The following is a 23,828-nucleotide window of genomic DNA, read 5'->3' as shown; positions in this document are numbered from 1 at the left end:
GCGAAGACCTCGGCGCCGCGGCCCAAGGTGCCGATGACGAAGAAGCGGCGCGAGGCGCTGGCGGCGTACGCCTTCCTCGCGCCGGACGTCCTCGGTCTGCTCGCCTTCGTCGCGGTGCCGATGGTGCTCGCCTTCGGTGTCGCCTTCTTCAAGGTCGACGGCTTCGGCAACTACCAGTACGTCGGCCTGGCGAACTACCAGCTGATGGGATCCGACGACCAGCTCTGGTCGTCGCTGAAGATCACCGCGATCTACGTCGTCACGTTCGTCCCGATCGCGTTCGTGATCAGCTTCGCGCTCGCCATGCTGGTGCGGAACCACTTCCGCGGGATCGGCTGGGTCCGGTCGGCGTTCTTCCTGCCGCACGTCGTCAGTCTCGTTGTGGTCGCGCTGATCTGGCAGTTCCTGCTGGTCGACAAGCGCGGCGCGATCTCCCGGTTGCTCTCACCGCTCGGACTCGGTGACGTGTCCTTCCTCGGCACTCCATCGCTTGCTCTGGGCACCTATGTGGTGATCAGCGTCTGGTTCGTGATGGGGTACCAGATGCTGGTCCTGCTCGCCGGCCTCAAGGACGTGCCGAAGGAGCTCGAGGACGCCGCGCAGATCGACGGTGCGAGCACCTGGCAGCGGTTCCGGTACGTGATCTGGCCGTTGATGCGGCCGACCAGCTTCTTCGTGGTGGTGAACTCCACCATCGGCGCGGTCACCGGCCTGCAGGCGTTCGACCTGGTCTTCGTCCTCACCAAGGGCGGTCCGGCGCGGGCGACCAGTACGGTCGTGCTGTACATCTACGAGCAGGCCTTCACCTTCAACAACATGGGGTACGCGGCGGCGCTCACCACCGTGGTCGTGGCGCTCCTGGTGGCGTGTACCGGCCTGATGTTCGCCTTCACCAAGGGAGGCCGCTTCGATGAGGACTAAGTTCTTCTTCCCGCTCCTCGCCCACGTCCTGGCGAGCATCGCGGTCGCTCCGCTGCTGTGGATCCTGATCAGCGCGCTGAAGCCGGCCGAGGACGTGTTCTCGTTCGGCTGGCCGTCGGCGTGGACGCTGGAGAACCTGCGGTACGTCCTGTTCAAGATCCCGCTGCCGATGTTCCTGATGAACAGCGCGATCGTCTCGGTGGTGGTCACCGTGGTGGCGTTGTTCTTCCACTCGATGGCCGCGTACGCGCTGGCCCGGCTGCGGTTCCCCGGCCGCGGCATCATCTTCTCCGGCATCATGTCGACGCTGCTGGTGTCGCTGCCGGTGATCCTGGTGCCGTTGTTCCTGGTGGCCAAGCAGCTCAACCTGCTGGACAGTTACGCCGGCCTGATCGTGCCGAGCATCTTCCACGCGTTCGGGATCTTCCTGCTCCGGCAGTACTACCTGAACATCCCGCGGGAGCTGGAGGAGGCCGCCGACCTGGACGGCTGCGGCTACTGGCGGCGGTACTGGAGTGTCATCCTGCCGCTCAGCCGGCCGGTGCTCGCGTCCCTGTCGGTGCTGTTCTTCCTGGCCAACTGGAACGCGTTCCTCTGGCCGCTGACCATCACCCGCAATCCCGACCTGCGGGTGATCCAGCTCGGCATCTCCGGCATGCAGGGGCAGTACGCCTCGGCCTGGAACCTGATCCTCGCCGCCGCGGTGATCGCGGCGATCCCGACCGTCGTGGTGTTCGTGGCCGGCCAGAAGCGCCTGGTCGACGCGATGAAGACCACCGGCCTCAAGTGACGAAAGGCGCGTATGTACGGCGACTACGGCAGCAGTCTGCGTGATCTCCCGCGGTTGCGGAGCTCGCGCCGCCGGCGGGCGTCCTCCTGGGACCGCTCCGGCGGCAACGACGACCGGCTGACGGTCCGCCCGGGGGAGACCGCGGTGCTGGCCGACCTGACCGGGCCAGGCTCGATCAACCACATCTGGTGCACGGTCGCCCGGGACACCGCGTGGGGACCGGACGAGGCGGAGGGCGACTACCTGCGCAAGCTGGTCCTGAAGATCACCTGGGACGACCAGCCCGGGCCGAGCGTGCTGGTTCCGCTCGGCGACTTCTTCGGCGTCGGCTTCGGCAAGACGGTGAACTTCGTCAGCGCGCCGCTGCAGATGAGCCCGCAGGACGGCAAGGGGTTCAACTCCTGGTTCCACATGCCGTTCGGGTCCCGGGCGAGGGTCGAGCTGATCTCGGAGCTGTCCGAGGTGCCGGTGTTCTTCTACTTCTACATCGACTACGAGCTGTTCGACGGTGCGCAGGACGATCTCGGCTACTTCCACGCGTCCTGGCACCGGCAGAACCCGACCGACGGACAGCCGCAGGGCGACGAGACGCTGCGGCAGTACCAGGTCGAGGGGACGAACCTGGACGGTGCCGGAAACTACGTGATCCTCGATGCCGAGGGCAAGGGTCACTACGTCGGCTGTGTCGTCAACGTGCGCAACCTGCGCGACTCGGCCGAGTGGAACTGGTACGGCGAGGGCGACGACATGATCTTCATCGACGGCGAACCGTTCCCGCCGTCGTTGCACGGCACCGGGACCGAGGACTACTTCAACACCGCCTGGTGCCCGAGCGAGAGCTACTCCGCGCCGTACCACGGGATCACGTTGCCCGGCGGCCCGAACTGGAGTGGCGAGATCTCGCTCTACCGGTTCCACATCGAGGACCCGATCACGTTCGAACGGTCGATCCGGGTGACCGTCGAGCACGGCCACGCGAACAAGCGCTCCGACGACTGGTCCTCGGTCGCGTACTGGTACCAGACCCTGCCCGGCAAGCCGCTCGCGCTCTTGCCGGTCTCCGCCCGACTGTAGGTAGGGAGTTCCCGTGAAAACTGGCGCATTGCTGGCCGTGCTGCCCCTGGTGTTCGGCTCGGCCGCCGTTCTGACCGATTCCTCGTCCAGCGGTACGGCGGCGCCCGCGGCCGGCCCGAGTACGTACGTCGGCACCAGCACCGTGGAGACGAAGGGGACGCCGAGCGCGAGCGACGGTGACCTCTGGCCGTCCTGCTGGGCCGGCAACGGCGACCTGTACTCGGCCAACGGTGACGGCAAGGGCTTCAGCCTGGACGGGGAGTTCGCCGACATCGCGGTCAACGAGATCAAGGGGCAACCCGGCAGCCTGTCCGGGAAGACGATCGCGAAGGGCGACCAGGTCGGCCCGATCTGGAGCGGTGGCGGGTACAACCGTAAGCCGACCGGCATGGTCTGCGTCGGCGACACGATGTACCTCGCGGTCCAGGACCTCGCGCTCGACTTCAACGACGTCCCGGCCGCCACGATCCTCAAGTCCACCGACCACGGCCGGACCTGGACGTGGGACAAGAGCAAGCCGATGTTCGGCGACCACGTCTTCACCACGATCTGGTTCGCCGACTTCGGCAAGGGCGGTGCGGCCGCGCCGGACGGGTACGTCTACGCGTACGGCCTGGACGGGAACTGGCGGGACTCCTTCGACGACACGGTCGCGGATCCGCAGAGCGTGTTCCTGGCCCGGGTGCCGAAGCAGAAGGTGCAGGACCGTGGCTCCTGGGAGTTCTTTGCCGGCAGCAACGACAAGGGCCGGCCGGAGTGGTCCCGCAAGGTGGCCGACCGCAAGCCGGTGCTGACCGACGAGCGCCGGTTGTACGCGCAGACGTACGGAACGAACGCGAGCAACCTGAGCGTGATCAGCCAGGGCGGTGTCACCTATCTTCCGCAGCAGAAGCGCTATGTCTACACGTCCTGGACGGAGTACACGTTCGAGTTCTACGAGGCGCCGAGCCCGTGGGGTCCGTGGAAGCACTTCCTCAGTCGTGACTTCGGCGGCTACCCGTGGTCGACCTCGAAGTACGGCGGGTACGGCGTGACGATCCCGTCCAAGTTCGTCCAGCCGGACGGCAGGACGATGTACCTGCAGGCGAACGTCTGTCCGTGTGGGGGCGGTGGGATCGGGACCTCGGTCTACAACTTCAACCTGCGCAAGCTGGTGCTCACCCCGTCGGTCCCGGGCGCGGCGGACAACCTGCCGTCGGTGGACAACCTGGCGGCGCCGTCGAGCGGTGCGGTGGCGATCTCGAAGTCCTCGAAGTCCGGCAGCCTCGCGTTGCTGAACGACGGTGCGACGACCGGGAGCGAGACCGACTTCGACGACGAGGTGAAGGGTGCGTCGTGGTGGGGTTACGAGTGGCCGTCCCGGCAGAAGATCAACCGGGTCGACTTCACCTCGGGCGCGGTGTCCGCGGAAGGCGGGTACTTCACCGGGCGGCCGAGGGTCCAGGTGAAGGTGGACGGCGCGTGGACCGAGGTAGGCGCACAGTCGGTGTCCCCGGCGTACCCGGGTGACGCCTCGGCCGGCGCGAACAAGACGTACACGCTGACCTTCCCGGCGGTCGAGACGGACGGGATCCGGGTGATCGGATTGCCCGGTGGGACCAGGAGCTACACCTCGGTCTCGGAGCTGGCGGTCAAGTACGTGGCGCAGCTGGCCGACGGCGGGTTCGAGGCGTTCGGCAGCGGCAAGCCGGCCTGGGTCTCCGAGGGTCCCGCGGCCAGCGGTGTCGACCGCGGTCTCGGCTTCGCCCACTCCGGCGCGAACAACGGCTGGATCCGTACCTCGGGGACCGGCTGGAGCGCGCTGACCCAGAAGGTCCCGGTGGTCCCGGGCACCCGGTACACCTTCGGGTCCTGGATCAACGCGTCGGCCGGATTGCCCGCCGGTCAGGGCCGGTTCGGAGTCCGGCTCGGCGCCGACGGGTCGACCGTCCTCGGCGAGAAGACGTTCGGCGCGAGCACGGGGTACGTCCAGCACGAGGTGGCCGTGACGATCCCGGCCGGGGTGCACGACGTGACGGTGTTCGCCGGCTTCAACGGGCCCGGCACGGACACCTGGATCCAGCCGGACGACTTCACGGTCGAGTAGGCGCGGCCCCGGTCATGGCCAGGGCGACAGCTCGGGCAGCTCACCCACCAGGGAGCTGACCGGCTGTCGTCCGGCCATCCAGGCGGTCAGGTCCGTGAGTCTGCCCTTGACGACTCGGACCTGGCCGCCGCCTTCTTCCCAGACCACGTCCTCGGCCTCCAGCCGCAACCGGATCCCCTCGGGTGTCCGCGGCCGCAGGAAGTCGAGCAGGTGCAGGCAGAACTCCGGACTCCAGTCGTCGCTGGTCGCAGCGAGCGCCAGGTCGACGGTGTGCACCTCGAACTCCCGCCAGGCGGTGAAGACCGTCGAGGCCAGATCGCCGTTGCGGTGGCTCACCGGGCGGCTCCAGTCGTCCACCTGCGCCCACGCCGCGAGCAGGTCCGCGGTCGCGGCGTTCACCCGGTCCTTGAGCTCCTCGGCCGGCCTCGCCGAGTCGGCCTCGATCGCGGCGGACCGCGCGGGGCGGCCGCCGTCGTACATCTCCACCAGCCGGCCGGCCCGGGCCTCGTCGACCTGCCGGGTCATCGCGAGGCTGAAGTTGGCGAGGTGCGCCATCACGTGGGCGCGCGACCACCCGGGCAGGCCGGACGCGGCCCGGGCGGCCTCCTCGTCCACCGGTGCGATGACCGCGGTGAGGCGTTCGACGGCTGCTGCGACGCTCGGACGGGGATTCACAGGCACTCCTTAACGGTAGATCAAGCTGATCGCGTTAGATCCTAGAGACGGCGACTGATGGCAGCAAGCGGGATTCCCATTAGGATGACCGGTATGGCAGCAGTGGCTTTCGAGGTGGCGGCGACGATCCGGCACGACGGCCGGGGCGGCGTCCTGGACGAGCTGGAGTCCGCAACCGGTGTCGCCACCTGGATCGAGCGGAACGCGGCCGGCGTGGCCGAGGTGATCGGGCAGCCGTTCGCACCAGGCTCGGTGGATCCGGAGGAGATCGGGCCACGGGTGCGCGAGGTACGGCGGGCGGTGCGCTCGCTGTTCGCCCGTGCGGTGAGCCCGGCACCGCCCAGCCGCGCGGACGCGACCCGGCTGCTCGATCCGGCGATCGCGGTGGCGCGGCTCAACAAGGCGGCCGCTGTCCTCGGCAGCCGGCGGCTCGACTGGCCGGACGACGGTGAACCGGTGGTCCGCTGGGCGGGGTCCGGCAAGCCCGCGGCCGACCTGCTGCTGGGCGCGATCGGGCGATCCGCGATCGACTTCCTGACCGGGCCGGACCGCGCTCGCCTGCGCGCCTGTCCGGCGGCACGCTGCGTCAAGTACTTCCTGCAGGAAGATCCCCGGCAGACCTGGTGCTCACCCACCTGCGGCAACCGCGAACGCGTCAACCGGCACTACCACCGCAACCGAACCTGACCGCCCCGCCCACCCACTGCCCCGCCCGGCTGCTGCCCGGGCGCCCCGGCCGCATCTGCTGGGTTAACCCACGAGGTGCAGGGTTGGCCCATCGAAATGCGGTGGGCCAACCCTGCACCTGATGGGTTAACCCAGCAAACGCATCCCGGGGGCGGGGTGCGGGGGCGCCGGGGTGGGCGGGGTGCGGGCGGGTGGGGTGGGGTGGTGGGGAATAGGCTGCTGGGATGGCCGTGGCGAGGTTCAAGGACTTGTGTGTCGACGTCAACTGTCTGAGCGCGATGACCGAGTTCTGGGGGCAGGCGCTCGGGTTGACCGCACCCGCGGACAACCCGTCGGTCCTGGTCGGGGACACGCCGGAGAAGACCGTCTGGATCAACCAGGTGGCCGAGCCGCGGACGGTGAAGCAGCGGGTCCACCTCGACGTGCACACCGGAGCGATCGCGGACCTCGAGCGGCTCGGGGCGACGGTGCAGCGGCCGATCACCGACGAGCAGCACTGGGCCGTGCTGGAGGACCCGGAGGGTGGCGAGCTCTGCGGATTCGTCCGCGACGGCGTCCCGGCGTACCGGCTGATGGAACTCGTGGTCGACTCGGCCGACCCGGAGGCGCAGGCCCGGTGGTGGGCGGGCGTGGTCGGCGGTGACCTCGGGCACGACGACGCGAACCCGTGGTACTGGCTGGAGAACGTGCCCGGGCTGCCGTTCCCGTACTGGGTGTTCGTGCCGGTGCCCGAGCCGAAGACGGTGAAGAACCGGATCCACTGGGACGTCACCGCGGCGGACCTGGACCCGGTCCTGGCGGCGGGTGCGACACTGCTGCGGCCCAAGGACGACGAGATCGGCTGGCACGTCTGCGCCGATCCCGAGGGCAACGAGTTCTGCGTGTTCCTTCCCCCGACGCCGATCCAGGAGTAGAGGACCTTCGATGGCCAAGCTCGACCTGACCCAACCCGGTCCCGACCTGGCCGCGGCGCTGGTCGACATCCCCTCGGTCAGCGGGACCGAGGAGAAGCTGGCGAACGCGGTCGAGGCCGCGCTCTCGGCGTACCCGCACCTGAAGGTGTTCCGGCACGGCAACACGGTGGTGGCGCGGACCGACCTCGGCCGTGCCGAGCGGATCGTGATCGCGGGCCACCTGGACACCGTCCCGCTGAACGACAACCTGCCGGCCCGGCGCGCGGACGGGCTGATCCACGGTCTCGGCGCCTGCGACATGAAGGGCGGCGTCGCCGTCGGGCTCCGGCTCGCGGCCACCCTGGCCGAGCCGAACCGCGACGTGACCTACATCTTCTACGACTGCGAGGAGATCGAGGCCGAGCGCAACGGCCTGTACCTGCTGTCGCGGTCGAACCCGGAACTGCTCGACGGCGTGTTCGCGGTCGTGATGGAGCCGTCCAACGCGACCGTCGAGGCCGGCTGCCAGGGCACGATGCGGATCGAGGTGACCACCCGCGGCGAGCGCGCCCACTCGGCCCGCTCGTGGATGGGCCGGAACGCGATCCACGCGGCCGGCGCGGTGCTGGACCGGCTGGCGGCGTACGAGCCGCGCCGGGTGCCGATCGACGGGCTCGAGTTCCGCGAGGGGCTGAACGCGGTCGGGATCAGCGGGGGCGTCGCGGGCAACGTGGTCCCGGACCTGTGCACGGTGACGATCAACTACCGGTTCGCGCCGAGCCGGTCGGAGGCCGAGGCGGAGGCGCACCTGCGCGAGGTGTTCGACGGGTTCGAGCTCCGGGTGACCGATTCGGCACCGGGTGGTCTGCCGGGACTGAGCCGGCCGGCGGCCGCCGCGTTCCTGGACGTGGTCGGCGGAACACCGCAGCCGAAGTTCGGCTGGACCGACGTGGCCCGCTTCACCCTGCTCGGCGTACCGGCGGTGAACTACGGGCCGGGGGACCCGCTGCTGGCGCACAAGCAGGAGGAGTACGTACCGGAAGCAGAGATCGAACAGTGTGAACAGCGGTTGAGGAGCTGGTTGACAGCCTGAGCCGCGACGCGGTTCCGGCGGTCCGAGGTGGTCCCGCCGACTACTGTGGAGGGCATGGCAGAACCTTCGATCCACCCCGACCGGCCGCAGCCGTCACAACAGCGCGGCCCGGTCGTGATGCGGCGCAAGCAGGTCCAGCAGTCCACCTCCGAGCAGCGGTTGCTGGACAGCCGCGGTCCGTCGGACTGGGTGCACACGGACCCCTGGCGGGTGCTGCGGATCCAGTCGGAGTTCATCGAGGGCTTCGGCATGCTCGCCGAGCTCGGGTCGGCCATCAGCGTGTTCGGTTCGGCCAGGACCAGGCCCGAGGACCCGATGTACGCCGCGGCGGAGGAGCTTGCCCACAAGCTGGTCGGCGCCGGGTACGCGGTGATCACCGGCGGTGGACCCGGCGTGATGGAGGCCGCGAACAAGGGCGCGTCCGAGGCCGGCGGGGTCTCGGTCGGGCTCGGGATCGAGCTGCCGTTCGAGAACGGGCTGAACGAGTGGGTCGACATCGGAATGAACTTCCGGTACTTCTTCACCCGCAAGACGATGTTCGTGAAGTACGCGCAGGGGTTCGTGGTGATGCCGGGCGGGTTCGGCACCCTGGACGAGCTGTTCGAGGCGCTGACGCTGGCCCAGACGCGCAAGGTGACGTCGTTCCCGGTGGTGCTGTTCGGCACGTCGTACTGGGGTGGGCTGGTCGACTGGCTGCGCGAGACCATGCTTGCCGACGGCAAGATCTCGGCCGCGGACCTGGACATGTTCACCGTCACCGACGACGTGGACGAGGCGATCAGCTACATCGTCAAGGCCGGTGAGCTGGCCGACGCGGCCGCCGAGGAGGCCGCGGCCCAGGCGGCGCTGGACGTCGCCGAGGCGGACAGCGCCGAGGCCCGGGAGCGGCGGGAGCAGCACCGGCTCGGGTCCGACGGAAGTTGAAACCCGGAGCGGTTGTGCGTTGAGCTACCCCGGCGTGGCACGATCGGTCCCGTGATGTGGTTCTTCGGGCTGATTGTCGTCCTGCTCATCGGCGCGGTAGCCGTGGTCGCCTCCGGGCGCTGGGGCGGGATGAGCGCGGCCTACGACGACCGGCCGGACGTCTCGATCCCGGCCCGCCAGGCGCTGACCGCCGACGACGTGCGCGGGGCCCGCTTCGGCGTCGGCCTGCGCGGCTACCGGATGGACGAGGTGGACGGCCTGCTCGACCGCGTCGCCGGCGAACTCGCCGACCGCGACCGCCGCATCGCCGACCTCGAGAGAGCTGTCAGCCCGATCGTCGCCGGCCCCGGCGGAGCCGACTTCACCTCCGGCCCGTCGTACACCGCCGACGACTTCGACGACACCGGCTACCAGAAGCCGATCCTCGTCGGCGGCGACTTCCCCGAAGGCGACCCCACCCCAACCGACCAGCCCGCGGCCGAGCAGCCCGCGGCCGAGCAGCCCGCGGTCGCGCCGGAGCAGGCTGACGGTGTGGCGCAGCAGCCCGCACCTGAGGTCTCGCCGGAGGCGGCGCAGCCGGTCACGCCGGAGCCGACGCAACCGGAGCCGGTCCAGACCACCTCGGAGCCGGCCCAACCGGCCGACCCCAGCCCGGCACAGCCCGAGCAGCCGAACGCCGAGCAGCAGGCACAACCGCCGACCAACCAGCAGGTACCGGCGCCGACGGACCAGCAGGTACCGGCACAGGCTGACCAGCAGTCTGAATCTGCCCCGCGCCCGCCGGTCGACGCCCTCAGCCAGCCGCTGCCCACGCAGGAGGAGCCTGCTCAGACTCCGCCCGAAGCCCCGGCTCCGGCCGCGCCGCCGCGGCAGCCGTCCGGGCAGGCCTGGCCCGACCCGCTCGCCGCACAGCAACCTCCCGCCGCGCAGCAGCCTCCCGCCGCGCAGCAGCCGGCCGCTGAGTACCAGCCTGATGCCGCCGAGAACGAGCAGGGAGCCTTTGACTTCGAGGGGAAGGACGAGGGTGGGGAGCGGCCGCGGGGGCGGCACAGTGCGGCTCCGGATCTTGACGTGAGTCGGCGGCCGGGGCGATGAGTGACGCGCCGGCGTCCGGGTGTCATGCGGAGGCGTCGGTGGAGCTTCCGGTCGGACCCGAGGCGGCTTGGGCCGCTGTGGTCGACTGGGACGCGCAGTCCGCGTGGATGGTACTGACGCGGGTCCGGGCGACCGCGCAGGACGGCCAGGGCGTCGGCGGGGGAGTCGCGGCGCGGACTTCTGTCGGTCCCTTCGGGTTCACTGACCACATGGTCATCACCCACTGGGACCCACCCCGAGAGTGCACCGTGAAGCACCTCGGTACCGTCGTCAGCGGCACCGGGACGTTCGCCGTGTCGCCGACGGCGACCGGAAGCCGGTTCACCTGGTCCGAGGACGTCGTCCCGCCGCTGGGCCGCGTCGGTCGTCTCGGCTGGGCCGTGGTCCGCCCGGGCTTCGAGCTGACGATGCGGATCTCGCTGCGACGCCTCGCCAAGGTGGTCGCCGCATGACGGTCCCCGGCCCGGACGGCCGCCCGCGCTGTACCTGGGCGACCTCGGCCCCGGAGTACGTCGAGTACCACGACCACGAGTGGGGCCGGCAGATCCGCGACGACCACGGCCTGTTCGAGCGGATGACGCTGGAAGGGTTCCAGTCCGGGCTGTCCTGGATCACGATCCTGCGCAAACGCGAGAACTTCCGGAAGGCGTTCGCGCAGTTCGATCCGACCGTGATCGCGGGGTACGGCCAGGACGACCACGATCGGTTGATGGCCGACGCGGGCATCATCCGCAACAAGGCGAAGATCACCGCGACCGTCACCAACGCGCGCGCCCTGCTCGAGTTGGCGCCCGGCGAGTTCGCGGACCTGCTCTGGTCCTTCCAGCCGGTGGACCACCCGGCGCCGAAGACCAACGCCGACGTACCGGCCACGACGCCGGAGTCGGTAGCGATGTCGAAAGCCCTGAAGAAGAAGGGGTTCGTCTTCGTTGGGCCGACCACCAGCTACGCGCTCATGCAGGCCACCGGCATCGTCAACGACCACCTGGCCGACTGCATCGCCCGCTGACCCGCCGAGGTCGCGCGGTCGAGGTTGCGCGGCCGACTGTGGGGGATGGCTGCCCCAGCCGGCCGCGCGATCGTGGGGGATCGGGAGAACCGTAAGCCCCGCCCGGCCGCCCGACACATGACAGATGTCATGAGCCGATCAGAACGAGGCGACTACTTGCCCTCGAACGTCGGCTTCTGCTTCGCGACGAACGAGGCGACCGCGTTCCGGTGGTCCGCAGTACTGCCCGTCGACTCCATCTTGTCCGCCTCGAACTGCAGCGACTCGTGCAGCGTGTGCGACGCCGAGTAGTTCAGCGCCTGCCGCACCGCCCCGTACGCGAGCGTCGGACCCGCGGCCAGTTTCGTCGCCAGCTCGGCCGTCACCGACTCCAGCTCACCGGCCGGTACGACGCGCGTCGCCAGCCCCAGATCCGCCGCCTCCGCGGCCGGGATCGTGCGCGGGAAGTACAACAACTCGGTCGCCTTCGCCTGGCCGATCAACCGCGGCAGGGTCCACGAGATCCCGGTGTCGCAGGACAGCGCGATCCCGGTGAACGCCAGGTTGAACCCGGCGGTGTCGGCCAGGATCCGGAAGTCACACGCGAACGCCATCGACGCCCCGGCCCCGGCGGCGACCCCGTTCAGCGCCGCGATCACCGGCTTCGGCATCTCGGCCAGCGCCTGCGCGATCGGCGCGTAGTGCTCGGGCACGGTGGACCACAGCGCGTCCAGGTCGTTCGCCTCGAGCAGCCCGATGTGCTCCTTCAGATCCTGCCCGACGCAGAACGCGCGCCCGGTCCCGGTGAGCACGACACAGCGGACCGCGTCGTCCTCGGCCGCCGCCCGGACCGTGTCCCGCAACGCCACCTTGGTCGGGGTGTCGAGGGAGTTCATCGCCTCGGGCCGATCCAGGGTGATCGTGCCGACGCCGGCGGCCACGTCGTAGCGGACGGAGTCACTCATCGTTGCAGTCTCCCAACAGTCGGTGAGGAAAATCAGTGAACGGTCAGGCAGTCGTCCACGAAACGCCCGGCCGCGTGGCCCAGTCGTTGGGCGTGGAAATCGAAGAACGCGGCGGCCCTGGTGCCGGCCCAGTCGTCGGGCAGCAGGTCGTCCGGCAGTCCCGGATCGACGAACAGGAACTTGCGCCATTCGTGCAGCAGTTCGGACCGGACGGCGAACGCCTGCTCGTCGCTGACGTCGTCGCCGGCGCGCTCGGCCAGGGCCTTCGCCTCGATCAGCCAGGCGTCGTACGCCGCGCCGAGGTCGTCGAGGCGCCAGACCCGCCGGGCGAACTCCGTGGCCCCTTCGTCGACGGGTGCCCGGAACCGGTCCGCGGTGAGTCCTTCGACGGCGAGGATCTGGTCCACCTCGGCGTCGTCGCGCAGCCCGACCCAGGCCCCGTCGGACAGCGGAGCCCAACCCAGGAAGGAAAGTTGGCTCGCCAGTTGCTCACGGCGGCGGGCGTTCGGTACCTCGCGGAGGATGCAGAGATGCCAGTGCCGGTCCCACTCGCCAGGTCGGTCGGCGGGCTCCTCGGCGGCACCGCGCGCGGCCTGCGTCCGGTAGATCCGGACCGCCGCGTCGTCGAGCCGGCGACGCGCCCGGCTGGTCAACGCGTACCCCGGCTGGCCGTCGGTCCGGACCGGCTCCAGCCAGCCCTGCCGGACCATCCGCGACACCGCCGTCCGGACCGCGGGTGGTTGCACTCCGAGGGGTGCGAGCAGGCGTACCAGAGCGGCCACCGGGGCGCGCGCACCACGGGCGCGCAGGTGGTCGCCGTACAGGTCGAAAAGGGCCGAACGGGCGTGCACGCCCCCGAGTCTGCCGTATGGTGCACGGCTTCGGCCTGTGATCGGGGATAATGGGTGGCGATAAACACTGCGATACGCGCCGACGGCGCATCACCGCGTGGGCGCCGGCGACGGCAGACCGCGCGGTGTCGTCGCTCAAAACCGATGAGGGAAGGGGTGCGCGCATGGCGGCGATGAAGCCGCGGACGGGCGATGGTCCGCTCGAGGTCACCAAGGAGGGCCGCGGAATCGTGATGCGGGTTCCGCTCGAGGGCGGCGGCCGGCTGGTCGTCGAGCTGAACGCCGACGAGGCGACCGAGCTGGGGAACGCGCTCAAGGCCGTAGTGGGCTGAAGCGTCTCCGCGGGGTGCTCCCACGCCGGCGCACCTTTTGACATTGGACGACCCCGGTGGGTGCCTGCTGCGGCACCGGCCGGGGTCGTTACGGTTGCCCGGACACAGTCAGGCAGTTTTTGATCAAACTCCAGTGAGGTCATCCAGTGGCTCGCCGCACCAGCAAGACAGTCCTTCCCACCCTGCCGGCCGTGACCTGGCAGCCGGGGCTCCCTGTGCACGGTGCCCGTAGCTGGGTCGTCGTGGTCGGCGAGGCCGGGCTGCCGGCCGCCGCGCAGGAGACGGGCGAGCGGCTCGGGGTCGACCTCGACCGGTTGCTGACGGCGCAGACGGACACCGGGTTCAGTACCGCGGCCGGCGTCACCGCGACGTACCCGCTGCTGGCCGGCGAGGTGGCCGAGGTGCTGCTGGTCGGCGCCGGGAACGGGTCGGCGGCCGCGTTGCGACACGCCGGGGCCGCGATCGCGCGGTTCGGCCGCGGCAAGGCCGAGCTCACCACGGTTGTTGCCGAAGGCATCGATGACGACGCGCTCCAGGCGTTCGCCGAGGGGCTGGTGCTCGGGTCGTTCACGTTCCACCGCAAGACTGTCGACCCGGGCAAGCCGGTGGTCGAGCGGGTCACCGTGACCGACGGCTCCAGCGCCGACCGGACCGAGGCGGTCGCGCGCGGCGTCGTGGTCGGCCGCACCGGCTGGCTGGCCCGCCAGTTCGCCACCACCCCGTCGAACGAGAAGGACCCGGCCTGGCTCGCCGCCCGGGCCACCGAGCTCGCCGGGCACGGCGGTCTCAAGGTGACGGTGTGGGACGAGAAGAAGCTCGCCGCGGACGGGTTCGGCGGCATCCTCGCGGTCGGCCAGGGCTCCACCCGGCCGCCGCGGTTCGTCCGGCTCGACTACGTCCCGGACGGCGCCGGCGACGACACGCCGTACGTCGTGCTGGTCGGCAAGGGGATCACGTACGACACCGGCGGCCTGTCGCTGAAGCCGCGCGAGGGCATGGTGTCGATGAAGCGCGACATGACCGGTGGTGGCTCGGTCATCGCGACGATGGCGGCGTTGCGCGAACTCGGCGCCAAGGTCCGGGTCACCGGTCTGGTCTGCGCGGCCGAGAACATGCCGTCGGGCACGGCGTACCGGCCGGACGACGTGATCCGGCACTACGGCGGCCGCACCACCGAGGTGAAGAACACCGACGCCGAAGGCCGCCTGGTGCTCGCCGACGGGCTCGCGTACGCGGTCAAGGAGCTGAAGCCGGACGTCATCGTCGACATCGCGACCTTGACCGGCGCGATCAAGGTCTCCCTCGGCTCGATGCTGTACGGCGGCCTCTTCGCGACCAGCGACACCCTGGCGGCGAACCTGACCGCGGCCGGTGAGGTGTCGGGCGAGCGCCTGTGGCGGATGCCGCTGCCGGCCGAGTACGCGGACCTGATCTCGACCCCGATCGCGGACTCCGTCAACAGCTCCAAGGGCCCGGGCTCGATCACGGCCGCCCTGTTCCTCAAGGCGTTCGCGGGCGACATCCCGTGGGCCCACCTGGACCTCTCGAGCATCGCCGAGTCCCCCCGCGACGAACACGAGTACACCCTCGGCGCAACAGGAGCAGGAGCCCGCCTCCTCACCACCTGGCTAACCTCCGAAACCCCCACCGCAGGCCTCGCCTAAGCGGCAACAGCGGGCCGGAAGAACGCGGTTTGCCCCCGATGAGCCACCTCGGGTGGGCCGACCCACCCGATGAGGGGTTGGCCAGCCGGAGTCCGGTGAGCCAACCCACAGTCCGGTGTGCTGACCAACGAGGCGTTGTCCACAGGGGACGGGGAACGGGGAGCGGCAGGTGGGGGAGGGGCGCGATGCTGTTCGGGTGAATCCGGAATTGAGGCGAGTCGCGGCTCGGCAAGGTGGCGTGGTCAGCAGCAGGCAAGCTGCCGATGCCGGCTACTCCGTCGAGCAGATTCGTGAGCGGCTGGCGGATGGCCGGTGGGTGCGAATCCGGTACGGACAGTACGCCGAGCGTGTCGATCTCAGCGGGATGGCACCGTGGGACCGGCAGATCTTCCACCATCGACAGCTCGTCCACGCCGCGGTGAACTCGATGAAGCGCGGAACGGCGATAGTCAGTCATCACTCGGCGCTGATCCTGCATGGTGTACCGATCTGGCGCGCCGATCTCCGCGAGGCTCAGCTCACGCGTACGACGGGTCGCTGCGGCGTAAAGGCCGGCGTGCGGCACCATCGAGGCACGCTCGATCCTCAGCACATTGCGGAGATCGACGGGCTGGCAGTGACCTCGCTGGCACGAGCCACCGTCGAAACCGCCGCGCTGGGCTCGTTCGAGGCAGCTGTCGTGAGCGCGGACGCAGCGATGCGGCACCCCCGTTTCGATCACGAAGAACTGCGGCGCCTGCTCGAGCTGACCGAGCACTGGGCCGGCGGTCCGACGATCCGCTCAGCGCTGGCGTTCGCCGATCCGCTCGCGGAATCCGTGGGTGAGTCCCGTCTCCGGGTGCTGATGCGCACCGAAGGCCTGCCCGTGCCGACGCTCCAGGCGGTGTTCGAGGATGACGCGGGACCGATCGGCAGAGTCGACTTTCTCTTCCCGGACGAGGACACGGTCGTCGAGTTCGACGGCATGATGAAGTACGCCGATCAGTCACGCGGGATCCTGATCCGGGAGAAGCTGAGGGAGGATCGCCTTCGCGCCAGGGGCCTGCAGGTCGTGCGAATCACCTGGAGCGACCTCGATCACCCCGTTCGCACGGCGATGCGCATCCGTGGCGCGTTCACCCGCTCCCGCCGTACCCCTCTCGCAGGCTGACCCACCGCGGTGTGGGATGGCTAACCGCGTACGGTGAGCTGACCCGCCGTCCGGTGGGTCAGCCCACCAAACTGAGGCACCTACCCCGAAGCCGGCCGGACGTCACCGAGCAGGCTGTTGTAGAGGTTTACGGTTCGGTCGGCTACGGCGTCCCAGCTGAACTCTTGGACTGCTCTGGTTCGGCCTGCTTTGCCTTGGGCTTCGGCTTGGGCCGGGTTGGCGACCAGGTGGTTGACGGCGGCGGCCAGGTCTCGCTCGAAGCCGACCGGGTCCTGCTCGTCGTACCTGACCAGGGTGCCGGTGACGCCGTCGTCGACCACCTCGGGGATGCCGCCGACCGCGCTCGCCACGACGGCCGTCTCGCACGCCATCGCCTCCAGGTTGACGATGCCGAGGGGTTCGTAGATCGAGGGGCAGCAGAAGGCCAGCGCGTGGGTCAGGACCTGCCGGACCTCTTCGCGCGGGAGCATCTCGGAGACCACGAAGACGCCGTCGCGGGCCGCCTTCAGGTCGTCGATCAGGCGGTCGGTCTCGGCCTTGAGTTCGGGGGTGTCGGCGGCTCCGGCGAGCAGGACGAGCTGGACCGAGGGGTCGAGCTGGAGACCTGCCCGGAGCAGGTGGGGGACGCCCTTCTGCCGGGTGATCCGGCCGACGAACGTGACGTACGGCCTGGTCAGGTCCACGCCGAGACGTTCCAGCACGTTGGTGGCCTGGTCCGGGCGGTAGAAGTCCGCGTCGATCCCGTTCGAGATCACGTGCACCTTGGCCGGGTCGATCGACGGGTAGCAGTCGAGCACGTCGTCCCGCATGCCCCGGCTCACCGCGACCACGGCGTCCGCGGCCTCGTACGCCGTGCGCTCGGCCCAGCTCGACAGCCTGTACCCACCGCCGAGCTGCTCCGCCTTCCACGGGCGCCGTGGCTCCAGCGAATGCGCGGTCACCACGTGCGGTACGTCGTAGAGCAGTTTCGCCCAGTGGCCGGCCATGTTCGCATACCAGGTGTGCGAGTGCGCGAGCTGCGCGTCACCGATCGCCGCGGTCATGGTGAGATCCGTGGAGAGGATGCGGAGTGCGGCGTTCGCGGCCGGCATCCGCTCGTCGTCCTCGGAGTGCGCGGTGGCCCCCTGGCGTGGTTCGCCCATGCAGTGCACGTCGACGTCGACCAGGCGGCGCAGCTCGCGGACCAGGAAGTCCACGTGCACCCCCGCCCCGCCGTACACGTCCGGTGGGAACTCCCGCGTCAGGATCGCGACTCTCATGAGCCGACGATAAGTCAGACCAGCCGGGTGGGCACCCAGAAACGCAGCTTTCCGTGCCGTTCGTCCTCCAGTTCGCCGCCGGCCGCCACGATCACCTTGCGGGACGCGACGTTGTCGTTGTCGCAGGTCACCAGGGCCGGATCGATGCCGAGCTTGGCCGCGTAGGGCAGCGACTGGACCAGCATCTGGGTCGCGTACCCCTTGCGCCGCGCCGACGGCCGCACCACGTACCCGATGTGGCCGCCCAGTTCCAGCAGGTGCGGGGTGAGCCGGTGCCGGACCGACAACCGGCCGAGCCACTCGTCGTCCTCCACGAACCACAGAACGGTCTGGTGGACCAGGTCGGCCGGCATCTCGGTCTCGGGCCGTGCCTCGCTCCGGATCGCCTCGATCAGGCGGGCGAACTCGGCCGGATCCTCCACCTGTTCGCGGGTCCAGTCCTCCCACAGGCCCCGGGCACCCATCCACCGCTCCTCCTGCGGTTCCAACTCGTCCCAAGCAGCGAGGAAGGAACGGTGAACAGCGGTGGTCGGTTCGACGAGTGTTGGCATACCTCTAGTGTCGCGACACTCGCAACCGTCTTATGCGGAGGGGGATGCGCGGTTAAGGTGCGGACATGGCAAAGGCGCCCAGAGTTCTCGGAATCGTGCTGGCCGGCGGCGAGGGGAAGCGGCTGATGCCGTTGACGGCGGACCGGGCCAAACCGGCCGTACCGTTCGGCGGCAGTTATCGCCTGATCGACTTCGTCCTGTCCAACCTGGTGAACGCCGGCTACCGCAACCTGTGCGTGCTGACGCAGTACAAGTCGCACTCGCTGGACCGGCACGTGACGGTGACCTGGCGGATGTCCACGTTCCTCGGCAACTTCGTCACCTGTGTCCCGGCCCAGCAACGGCTCGGCCCGCAGTGGTACCAGGGCAGCGCGGACGCGATCTACCAGTCGATGAACCTGATCAACGACCACAAGCCCGACATCATCGTGGTGTTCGGCGCCGACCACGTGTACCGGATGGACGCGTCCCAGATGGTCGCCGACCACCTCGCCCGCGGCAACGGCGTCACCGTCGCCGGGATCCGGGTCCCGCGGGTCGAGGCGACCGAGTTCGGCGTGATCAAGACCGGCGAGGACGGGCACACGATCGAGGAGTTCCTGGAGAAGCCGGCCGATCCGCCCGGGTTGCCGGACTCGCCGGACGAGACGTTCGCGTCGATGGGCAACTACGTGTTCAGCGCCGACGTGCTGGTCGAGGCGCTCCGCAAGGACGCCGCGAACCCGGCCTCCCGGCACGACATGGGCGGCGACATCGTCCCGATGCTGGTTGCCGAGGGCAAGGCCGGGGTGTACGACTTCAAGGACAACGACGTGCCCGGCGCGCTCGACCGGGACCGTTCGTACTGGCGCGACGTCGGGTCGCTGGACTCGTACCACGAGGCGCACATGGACCTGGTCTCGATCCAGCCGGTGTTCAACCTGTACAACTCGGACTGGCCGATCTTCACCTCGCACCCACAGTTGCCGGGCGCGAAGTTCACCGACAACGCGACCGTCGGCGAGTCGATCGTCTGCCAGGGCTCGGTCGTGTCCGGCGCCACCGTGGACCACTCCGTACTCGGCTCGAACGTGATCGTCAGCGCCGGTGCCACCATCGAGCGCTCGGTGATCATGGACAACTGCAAGATCGGTGCGAACGCCGTGCTGCGCAACGTGATCCTGGACAAGAACGTCGTCGTCCCGGACGGCTGCCAGATCGGCGTCGACCCGGACCGGGACCGCGAACGCGGGTTCACCGTGTCCAAGGGCGGCGTCACCGTACTCGGCAAGGCGCAGGTCATCGAGTCGTGACCCCGGACGAGCCCACCCGGACCGCCGGCGAGCAGGAGGCGCTGGCGCTGGACGCGGCCGACCCGGGACACCGTGACCTCTTCGACGTCCCACCCGCGGCCGGCGGCCCGTACCCGCAGGTCGCGTACTTCGCGGGCAACTCGCTCGGGCTGCGGCCGAAGGCGACCCCGGCCGAGTTGCTCGCCGACCTGGACGCGTGGGCGGAACTGGGCGTCGAGGGTCACCTGGAGGCCGACCGGCCCTGGTTGCCGTACCACGAACTGCTGACCGGTCCGGCGGCCCGGCTGGTCGGTGCGTTGCCGAGCGAGACCGTGGTGATGAACTCGCTGACCGTCAACCTGCACCTGCTGATGGTCTCGTTCTACCGCCCGGCCGCCGAGCGGTACCGGATCGTCATCGAGGACTCGGCGTTCCCGTCCGACAGCTACGCGGTCCGCTCGCAGGCCCGGTTCCACGGCCACGATCCCGACGACGCCGTGGTCCGGCTGACCCCGCGCGACGGCGAGGACTGCCTGCGGACCGCGGACGTGATCGCGCGGCTGGACGAGGAGGTCGCGCTGGTCCTGCTCGGCGGGGTGAACTACCTGACCGGCGAGCTGATGGACATTCCCGCGATCACGGCCGCCGGGCACGAAGCGGGCGCCGTCGTCGGGTGGGACCTGGCGCATGCCGCCGGCAACGTGCCGTTGTGCCTGCACGACTGGGAGGTCGACTTCGCGGCCTGGTGCTCGTACAAGTACCTGAACTCCGGCCCGGGCGCGTTGGCGGGCGCTTTCGTCCACCAGCGGCATCTGGGCGACGCGCGACTGCCACGGTTCGAGGGCTGGTGGAGTACCGAGGCGGCGACCCGGTTCGAGATGGCGGCGGAGTCGCGGCCGCCGGAGTCCGCCGACGCGTGGCAGGTGTCGAACCCGCCGATCTTCTCGATGAGCCCGGTCCGGACGTCGCTGGAGCTGTTCGACCAGGTCGGCATCGGGGTCCTTCGCGAACGCAGTGCCCGGCTCACGGCGTACCTGGAGCGGTTGCTCGGCGGGATCACGCCAGGGCGGCCGTTGCGGGTGATCACGCCCGCCGATCCCGAGCGACGAGGGGCCCAGCTGTCGTTGCGGATCGCGGGTCCGGCCGGTGCGGGGGAGGTGGCCAAGCGGCTGCGGTACGAGTACGGCGTGGTCGCGGACACCCGGGAGCCGGACGTCCTGCGGCTGGCGCCGGTGCCGTTGTACTCGTCGTACCACGACTGCTGGCGGGCCGTGACGGCGTTGGCCGAGGTGGTCCCGAAGAGCGCGGGAGTGAACGCATGAGCGAGCGCGTCGCCATCGTCGGAGCCGGGCTGACCGGCAGTCTGCTGGCCTGCTTCCTGGCCCGTCGCGGGGTCCGGGTGACGTTGTACGAGCGGCGTCCTGACCCGCGCACCGGCCAGGCCGAGCGCGGCCGGTCGATCAACCTGGCGATCTCCGAACGCGGCCTGGACGCGCTGCGCCGGATCGACCTGGTCGACCAGGTGATGGCCGACGCGCTGCCGATGAAGGGCCGGATGATCCACCCGGTCGAGGGTCCGCTGGACTTCCAGCCGTACTCCGCGACCCGGGACCGCGCGATCAACTCGATCAGCCGCGGCGCGCTGAACAACGCCTTGCTGGACGCGGCCGCGAAGGCGCCCGGCGTGGACGTGGTGTTCGAGCATCGGCTGGTCGGCCTGGATTCGCAGGCGGGCGCGTTGGTGTTCGACACCCCGGCCGGTCGGGTGGAGACGACGGCGGACGTGGTGCTCGGGGCCGACGGCGCGGGGTCGGCGGTCCGCGGTCAGCTGCTGGCCGAGAGCGCGCTGACCGAGGACGTGGACTTCCTCGACTACGGGTACAAGGAGCTCTCGATCCCGGCGCGGGACGGGGAGTTCGCGCTCGACCCGGGTGCCTTGCACATCTGGCCACGCGGTACGTCGATGATGATCGCGCTGCCGAATCCGGACCGCTCGTTCACCTGTACCTTGTTCTGGCCGGCCGGCTCGTTCGACGCGCTGACCACGCCGGCCTCGATCGAACGGTACTTCGCCGAGCACTACCCGGATCTGTTGCCGATGGCACCGGGTTTGGTGGAGGACTACCTGAACAACCCGGTCGGCGTGCTCGGGACGGTGCACGCGAGCCCGTGGCAGGCGCACGGCCGGACCGCGCTGATCGGCGACGCGGCGCACGCGATCGTGCCGTTCTACGGGCAGGGCGCGAACTGTGCCTTCGAGGACGTGGTCGAGCTGGACCGCTGCCTGGACGCGACCGGCGGATCGTGGGCCAGGTCGTTGCCGCTGTTCGAGGCCCGCCGACGGGAGAACACCGAGGCGATCGCGGAGATGGCGCTGGCGAACTTCGTCGAGATGCGCGACAAGGTGGCGTCCCCGGTCTTCCGCCTCGGCAAGCAGATCGAACACACCCTGGAACGCCTCCTCCCCGGCCATTACGTCTCCCGCTACGAACTGGTCTCCTTCACCACCACCCCGTACGCCGAGGTCCGGACGCGCACCCGCCGCCAACACCAGCTGCTCGGTGTGGTCGCCGCCGGAATCGGGGTCGGACTGATCAGCACGGCCCTCAGGAAGTGGGGGAGAAGATGACCACCCTCTGGCGTCCCGAGTTGTTGTCCGGTGAGTCCTCTTCACCGGGGCTGCTGCGCAACTTCGTCGACGGCGGGTTCGTCGAGACCGGTACGACGTTCCCGAAGCTGGGTCCCGTCACCGGTGCGCACCTCTTCGACGTCTGCGAGGCCGACGAGGCGACCGTGGACGCCGCTGTCACCGCCGCCCGGACCGCGTTGAACGGCCCGTGGGGACGGATGAGCGAGCAGGAGCGCGCCGCCGTCCTGCGGGACGTCGCGGACGAGCTCGAGCGCCGGTTCGACGATCTGGTCGCGGCCGAGGTGGGCGACACCGGCAAGTCGATCAGCCAAGCCCGCACGCTCGACATCCCGCGCGGGGCCGCCAACTTCCGCGCGTTCGCCGACTTCGCGACCACGACGCCCACCGAGTCGTACACCACCGTGCTCCCCGACGGACGGCGCGCGCTCAACTACGCGGTCCGCAAACCGGCTGGAGTGGTCGCGATCATCGTCCCCTGGAACCTCCCGCTGCTGCTGCTCACCTGGAAGGTCGCCCCGGCGCTTGCCTGCGGCAACGCGGTGGTGGTGAAACCGTCCGAGGAGACCCCGGCGTCCGCGACCGTGCTCGCCGAGGCGATGGCCGCGGCCGGCGTACCACCGGGTGTCTTCAACCTCGTGCACGGCTTCGGCCCCGCCTCGGCGGGTGAGTTCCTGACCCGGCACGACGGCGTCGACGCGATCACCTTCACCGGCGAGTCCGCCACCGGGACTGCGATCGCGAAGGCGGCCGCGGACGGCGTCAAGGCGGTCTCGTTCGAGCTCGGCGGCAAGAACGCGGGCGTGGTCTTCGCCGACGCAAACCTGGACGCCGCGATCGAGGGCTCGGTCCGGTCCACGTTCACCAACGGCGGCCAGGTCTGCCTGTGCACCGAGCGGCTGTACGTCGAACGCCCGGTGTACGAGGAGTTCTGCGAGCGGCTCGCCCTCCGCGCGGACGCCCTCACCTTCGGCTGGCCGTCCGAGGAGTCGACGGTGAACATGCCGCTGATCTCCCGGCAACACCGCGACAAGGTCCTCGGCTACTACGACCTCGCCCGCACCGAAGGCGCCACGGTCCTGGCCGGCGGCGGCGTACCCAGCTTCGGCGACGCCCGTGACAACGGTTGCTACGTGCAACCGACCGTGGTGACCGGCCTGCCCCCGGACGCCCGCACCACCACCGAGGAGATCTTCGGCCCGATCTGCCACGTCGCCCCGTTCGACACCGAGGACGAGGCCTTCGCCCAGGCCAACAACAGCCCGTACGGCCTGGCCGCCACGGTCTGGACCCGCGACGTCGGCCGCGCCCACCGAGCCGGTACCGCCCTCGACGTCGGCCTGGTCTGGGTCAACACCTGGTTCCTCCGCGACCTCCGAACCCCCTTCGGCGGCACCAAACTCTCCGGCCTCGGCCGCGAAGGCGGCACCCACTCCCTCGACTTCTACTCCGAACTCACCAACGTCTGCGTGGAGCTGTCATGACCTCGAAAGTGGTGGTGGGGAAGGCGGTGCCGCGGGGGCGGTTTCCGCATGTGAAGGTTTCGGGTGGGTTCGCTTTCGTTTCGGGGACTTCGAGCCGGCGGCCGGACAACTCGATCGCCGGGGCTTCGGCGGACGAGTTCGGCACGGTGACGCTCGACATCCGGGAGCAGACGCGGGCCGTCCTCGAGAACATCCGGGACCTCCTCGCCGCGGTGGGGGCCGGGTTGGAGGACCTGGTCAGCGTGACCACGTACCTGGTGTCGATGAACGACTTCGGCGGGTACAACGAGGTGTACGGCGAGTTCTTCGACGAGAGCGGGCCGGCCCGGACCACGGTCGCAGTCCATCAGCTGCCGCATCCCCAGCTGCTGATCGAGATCCAAGCCGTCGCGGCGATCCCGGACGGTTCCGACGAGGAGGAGTGAGCG

The 23,828-nt window shown here is 69.9% G+C and carries 24 protein-coding genes; 19 read left to right on the top strand and 5 right to left on the bottom strand.

The genetic code is table 11. The features are described from left to right. Window positions 1–33 precede the first annotated feature (33 nt). From FB561_RS35585 to FB561_RS35570, 4 genes are read left to right on the top strand one after another with little or no spacing between them, the layout of a single operon-like run. Window positions 34–921 carry a carbohydrate ABC transporter permease gene (locus tag FB561_RS35585; protein WP_145814684.1) on the top strand — a complete coding sequence of 296 codons (888 nt, stop codon included), beginning with the start codon at window positions 34–36 and terminating at the stop codon, window positions 919–921. Further along, the gene (locus tag FB561_RS35580; protein WP_145814476.1) at window positions 911–1,711 is read left to right on the top strand and encodes a carbohydrate ABC transporter permease; all 801 of its coding nucleotides are present in this window, start codon (window positions 911–913) and stop codon (window positions 1,709–1,711) included. The genes FB561_RS35585 and FB561_RS35580 overlap by 11 nt, the downstream gene beginning before the upstream one ends. A 12-nt stretch (window positions 1,712–1,723) precedes the next feature. Next, entirely contained in the window at window positions 1,724–2,785 is a 1,062-nt protein-coding gene (locus tag FB561_RS35575; protein ID WP_145814475.1) for a glycoside hydrolase family 172 protein, read from the top strand. 13 nt (window positions 2,786–2,798) lie between these two features. Then, entirely contained in the window at window positions 2,799–4,871 is a 2,073-nt protein-coding gene (locus FB561_RS35570) for a DUF4185 domain-containing protein (RefSeq protein ID WP_145814474.1), read from the top strand. A gap of 12 nt (window positions 4,872–4,883) precedes the next feature. Here the strand turns inward: FB561_RS35570 and FB561_RS35565 are convergent, their stop codons facing one another. Continuing rightward, a complete protein-coding gene (locus FB561_RS35565) occupies window positions 4,884–5,546 on the bottom strand; it encodes a maleylpyruvate isomerase family mycothiol-dependent enzyme (protein ID WP_145814473.1) in 663 nt (220 codons plus the stop codon). 93 nt (window positions 5,547–5,639) lie between these two features. Here FB561_RS35565 and FB561_RS35560 point away from each other — a divergent pair, with 93 nt between their 5' ends. The 7 genes from FB561_RS35560 to FB561_RS35530 all read left to right on the top strand — a co-directional run bounded on the left by FB561_RS35560 (window position 5,640) and on the right by FB561_RS35530 (window position 11,247). Beyond that, window positions 5,640–6,233 (top strand): ABATE domain-containing protein, encoded by a 594-nt coding sequence (locus tag FB561_RS35560; protein WP_145814472.1) that lies wholly within the window; start codon window positions 5,640–5,642, stop codon window positions 6,231–6,233. 224 nt (window positions 6,234–6,457) lie between these two features. After that, window positions 6,458–7,147, top strand: coding sequence for a VOC family protein (locus FB561_RS35555; protein ID WP_145814471.1), 690 nt, complete (start codon window positions 6,458–6,460; stop codon window positions 7,145–7,147). Window positions 7,148–7,157: 10 nt separating this feature from the next. Next, the gene (dapE, locus tag FB561_RS35550; protein ID WP_145814470.1) at window positions 7,158–8,219 is read left to right on the top strand and encodes a succinyl-diaminopimelate desuccinylase; all 1,062 of its coding nucleotides are present in this window, start codon (window positions 7,158–7,160) and stop codon (window positions 8,217–8,219) included. 54 nt (window positions 8,220–8,273) lie between these two features. Further along, window positions 8,274–9,143, top strand: coding sequence for an LOG family protein (locus FB561_RS35545; protein ID WP_145814469.1), 870 nt, complete (start codon window positions 8,274–8,276; stop codon window positions 9,141–9,143). A 54-nt stretch (window positions 9,144–9,197) separates the two neighbouring features. Beyond that, complete coding sequence (locus tag FB561_RS35540) at window positions 9,198–10,238, top strand: DivIVA domain-containing protein (RefSeq protein ID WP_238335333.1); 1,041 nt, start codon at window positions 9,198–9,200, stop codon at window positions 10,236–10,238. A gap of 38 nt (window positions 10,239–10,276) precedes the next feature. After that, the gene (locus FB561_RS35535; protein ID WP_202881012.1) at window positions 10,277–10,690 is read left to right on the top strand and encodes an SRPBCC family protein; all 414 of its coding nucleotides are present in this window, start codon (window positions 10,277–10,279) and stop codon (window positions 10,688–10,690) included. Next, a complete protein-coding gene (locus FB561_RS35530) occupies window positions 10,687–11,247 on the top strand; it encodes a DNA-3-methyladenine glycosylase I (RefSeq protein WP_145814466.1) in 561 nt (186 codons plus the stop codon). The genes FB561_RS35535 and FB561_RS35530 overlap by 4 nt, the downstream gene beginning before the upstream one ends. 152 nt (window positions 11,248–11,399) lie before the next feature. Here FB561_RS35530 and FB561_RS35525 read toward each other — a convergent pair whose 3' ends face one another. Both FB561_RS35525 and FB561_RS35520 read right to left on the bottom strand, forming a co-directional pair. Next, the gene (locus tag FB561_RS35525) at window positions 11,400–12,191 is read right to left on the bottom strand and encodes an enoyl-CoA hydratase/isomerase family protein (RefSeq protein WP_145814465.1); all 792 of its coding nucleotides are present in this window, start codon (window positions 12,189–12,191) and stop codon (window positions 11,400–11,402) included. A 32-nt stretch (window positions 12,192–12,223) separates the two neighbouring features. Next, window positions 12,224–13,042, bottom strand: coding sequence for a PaaX family transcriptional regulator (locus FB561_RS35520; RefSeq protein ID WP_145814464.1), 819 nt, complete (start codon window positions 13,040–13,042; stop codon window positions 12,224–12,226). Between the two features lie 164 nt (window positions 13,043–13,206). On the opposite strand from FB561_RS35520, the gene FB561_RS35515 reads away from it, so the two are divergent. The 3 genes from FB561_RS35515 to FB561_RS35505 all read left to right on the top strand — a co-directional run bounded on the left by FB561_RS35515 (window position 13,207) and on the right by FB561_RS35505 (window position 16,188). Continuing rightward, the gene (locus FB561_RS35515) at window positions 13,207–13,374 is read left to right on the top strand and encodes a DUF3117 domain-containing protein (protein WP_012923066.1); all 168 of its coding nucleotides are present in this window, start codon (window positions 13,207–13,209) and stop codon (window positions 13,372–13,374) included. 191 nt (window positions 13,375–13,565) lie between these two features. After that, window positions 13,566–15,038, top strand: a complete 1,473-nt coding sequence (locus FB561_RS35510; protein WP_238335318.1) for a leucyl aminopeptidase family protein — start codon at window positions 13,566–13,568, stop codon at window positions 15,036–15,038. 169 nt (window positions 15,039–15,207) lie between these two features. Then, a complete protein-coding gene (locus FB561_RS35505) occupies window positions 15,208–16,188 on the top strand; it encodes a type IV toxin-antitoxin system AbiEi family antitoxin domain-containing protein (protein ID WP_145814462.1) in 981 nt (326 codons plus the stop codon). 80 nt (window positions 16,189–16,268) lie between these two features. Here the strand turns inward: FB561_RS35505 and glgA are convergent, their stop codons facing one another. Both glgA and FB561_RS35495 read right to left on the bottom strand, forming a co-directional pair. Beyond that, a complete protein-coding gene (gene glgA / locus FB561_RS35500) occupies window positions 16,269–17,447 on the bottom strand; it encodes a glycogen synthase (RefSeq protein ID WP_145814461.1) in 1,179 nt (392 codons plus the stop codon). 14 nt (window positions 17,448–17,461) lie between these two features. Beyond that, window positions 17,462–17,998, bottom strand: coding sequence for a GNAT family N-acetyltransferase (locus tag FB561_RS35495; protein WP_145814460.1), 537 nt, complete (start codon window positions 17,996–17,998; stop codon window positions 17,462–17,464). A gap of 65 nt (window positions 17,999–18,063) precedes the next feature. Between FB561_RS35495 and glgC the strand changes: the two genes are divergently transcribed. Genes glgC through FB561_RS35470 form a run of 5 tightly spaced genes read left to right on the top strand, consistent with a single transcriptional unit; the run spans window position 18,064 to window position 23,825 of the window. Beyond that, entirely contained in the window at window positions 18,064–19,290 is a 1,227-nt protein-coding gene (gene glgC, locus FB561_RS35490) for a glucose-1-phosphate adenylyltransferase (RefSeq protein ID WP_145814459.1), read from the top strand. Then, on the top strand, window positions 19,287–20,591 hold the full coding sequence (gene kynU, locus FB561_RS35485; RefSeq protein ID WP_145814458.1) for a kynureninase: 1,305 nt from the start codon (window positions 19,287–19,289) through the stop codon (window positions 20,589–20,591). Before glgC ends, kynU begins: the two co-directional genes overlap by 4 nt. Beyond that, window positions 20,588–21,898: an FAD-dependent oxidoreductase gene (locus tag FB561_RS35480; protein WP_145814457.1), complete on the top strand. Its 1,311-nt coding sequence runs from the start codon at window positions 20,588–20,590 to the stop codon at window positions 21,896–21,898. Before kynU ends, FB561_RS35480 begins: the two co-directional genes overlap by 4 nt. Next, window positions 21,895–23,400: a 2-hydroxymuconic semialdehyde dehydrogenase gene (locus FB561_RS35475; protein WP_202881011.1), complete on the top strand. Its 1,506-nt coding sequence runs from the start codon at window positions 21,895–21,897 to the stop codon at window positions 23,398–23,400. Before FB561_RS35480 ends, FB561_RS35475 begins: the two co-directional genes overlap by 4 nt. After that, window positions 23,397–23,825: a RidA family protein gene (locus FB561_RS35470; RefSeq protein ID WP_145814456.1), complete on the top strand. Its 429-nt coding sequence runs from the start codon at window positions 23,397–23,399 to the stop codon at window positions 23,823–23,825. The genes FB561_RS35475 and FB561_RS35470 overlap by 4 nt, the downstream gene beginning before the upstream one ends. Window positions 23,826–23,828 lie beyond the last annotated feature (3 nt).

The sequence above is a fragment of the Kribbella amoyensis genome (genome assembly GCF_007828865.1).
GTDB classification, from domain to species: Bacteria; Actinomycetota; Actinomycetes; order Propionibacteriales; family Kribbellaceae; genus Kribbella; species Kribbella amoyensis.
Note: the sequence above shows the minus strand (reverse complement) of the source record. Positions and strands in the feature narration are given on the sequence as shown.

Bases quoted from the DNA above. Each gene is read 5' to 3' on its own strand.
- FB561_RS35585 (WP_145814684.1), top strand. From the start codon at position 34: ATGACGAAGAAGCGGCGCGAGGCGCTGGCGGCGTACGCCTTCCTCGCG.
- FB561_RS35580 (WP_145814476.1), top strand. From the start codon at position 911: ATGAGGACTAAGTTCTTCTTCCCGCTCCTCGCCCACGTCCTGGCGAGC.
- FB561_RS35575 (WP_145814475.1), top strand. From the start codon at position 1,724: ATGTACGGCGACTACGGCAGCAGTCTGCGTGATCTCCCGCGGTTGCGG.
- FB561_RS35560 (WP_145814472.1), top strand. From the start codon at position 5,640: ATGGCAGCAGTGGCTTTCGAGGTGGCGGCGACGATCCGGCACGACGGC.
- FB561_RS35555 (WP_145814471.1), top strand. From the start codon at position 6,458: ATGGCCGTGGCGAGGTTCAAGGACTTGTGTGTCGACGTCAACTGTCTG.
- dapE (WP_145814470.1), top strand. From the start codon at position 7,158: ATGGCCAAGCTCGACCTGACCCAACCCGGTCCCGACCTGGCCGCGGCG.
- FB561_RS35545 (WP_145814469.1), top strand. From the start codon at position 8,274: ATGGCAGAACCTTCGATCCACCCCGACCGGCCGCAGCCGTCACAACAG.
- FB561_RS35540 (WP_238335333.1), top strand. From the start codon at position 9,198: ATGTGGTTCTTCGGGCTGATTGTCGTCCTGCTCATCGGCGCGGTAGCC.
- FB561_RS35530 (WP_145814466.1), top strand. From the start codon at position 10,687: ATGACGGTCCCCGGCCCGGACGGCCGCCCGCGCTGTACCTGGGCGACC.
- FB561_RS35525 (WP_145814465.1), bottom strand. From the start codon at position 12,191: ATGAGTGACTCCGTCCGCTACGACGTGGCCGCCGGCGTCGGCACGATC.
- FB561_RS35515 (WP_012923066.1), top strand. From the start codon at position 13,207: ATGGCGGCGATGAAGCCGCGGACGGGCGATGGTCCGCTCGAGGTCACC.
- glgA (WP_145814461.1), bottom strand. From the start codon at position 17,447: ATGAGAGTCGCGATCCTGACGCGGGAGTTCCCACCGGACGTGTACGGC.
- FB561_RS35495 (WP_145814460.1), bottom strand. From the start codon at position 17,998: ATGCCAACACTCGTCGAACCGACCACCGCTGTTCACCGTTCCTTCCTC.
- glgC (WP_145814459.1), top strand. From the start codon at position 18,064: ATGGCAAAGGCGCCCAGAGTTCTCGGAATCGTGCTGGCCGGCGGCGAG.
- FB561_RS35480 (WP_145814457.1), top strand. From the start codon at position 20,588: ATGAGCGAGCGCGTCGCCATCGTCGGAGCCGGGCTGACCGGCAGTCTG.
- FB561_RS35475 (WP_202881011.1), top strand. From the start codon at position 21,895: ATGACCACCCTCTGGCGTCCCGAGTTGTTGTCCGGTGAGTCCTCTTCA.
- FB561_RS35470 (WP_145814456.1), top strand. From the start codon at position 23,397: ATGACCTCGAAAGTGGTGGTGGGGAAGGCGGTGCCGCGGGGGCGGTTT.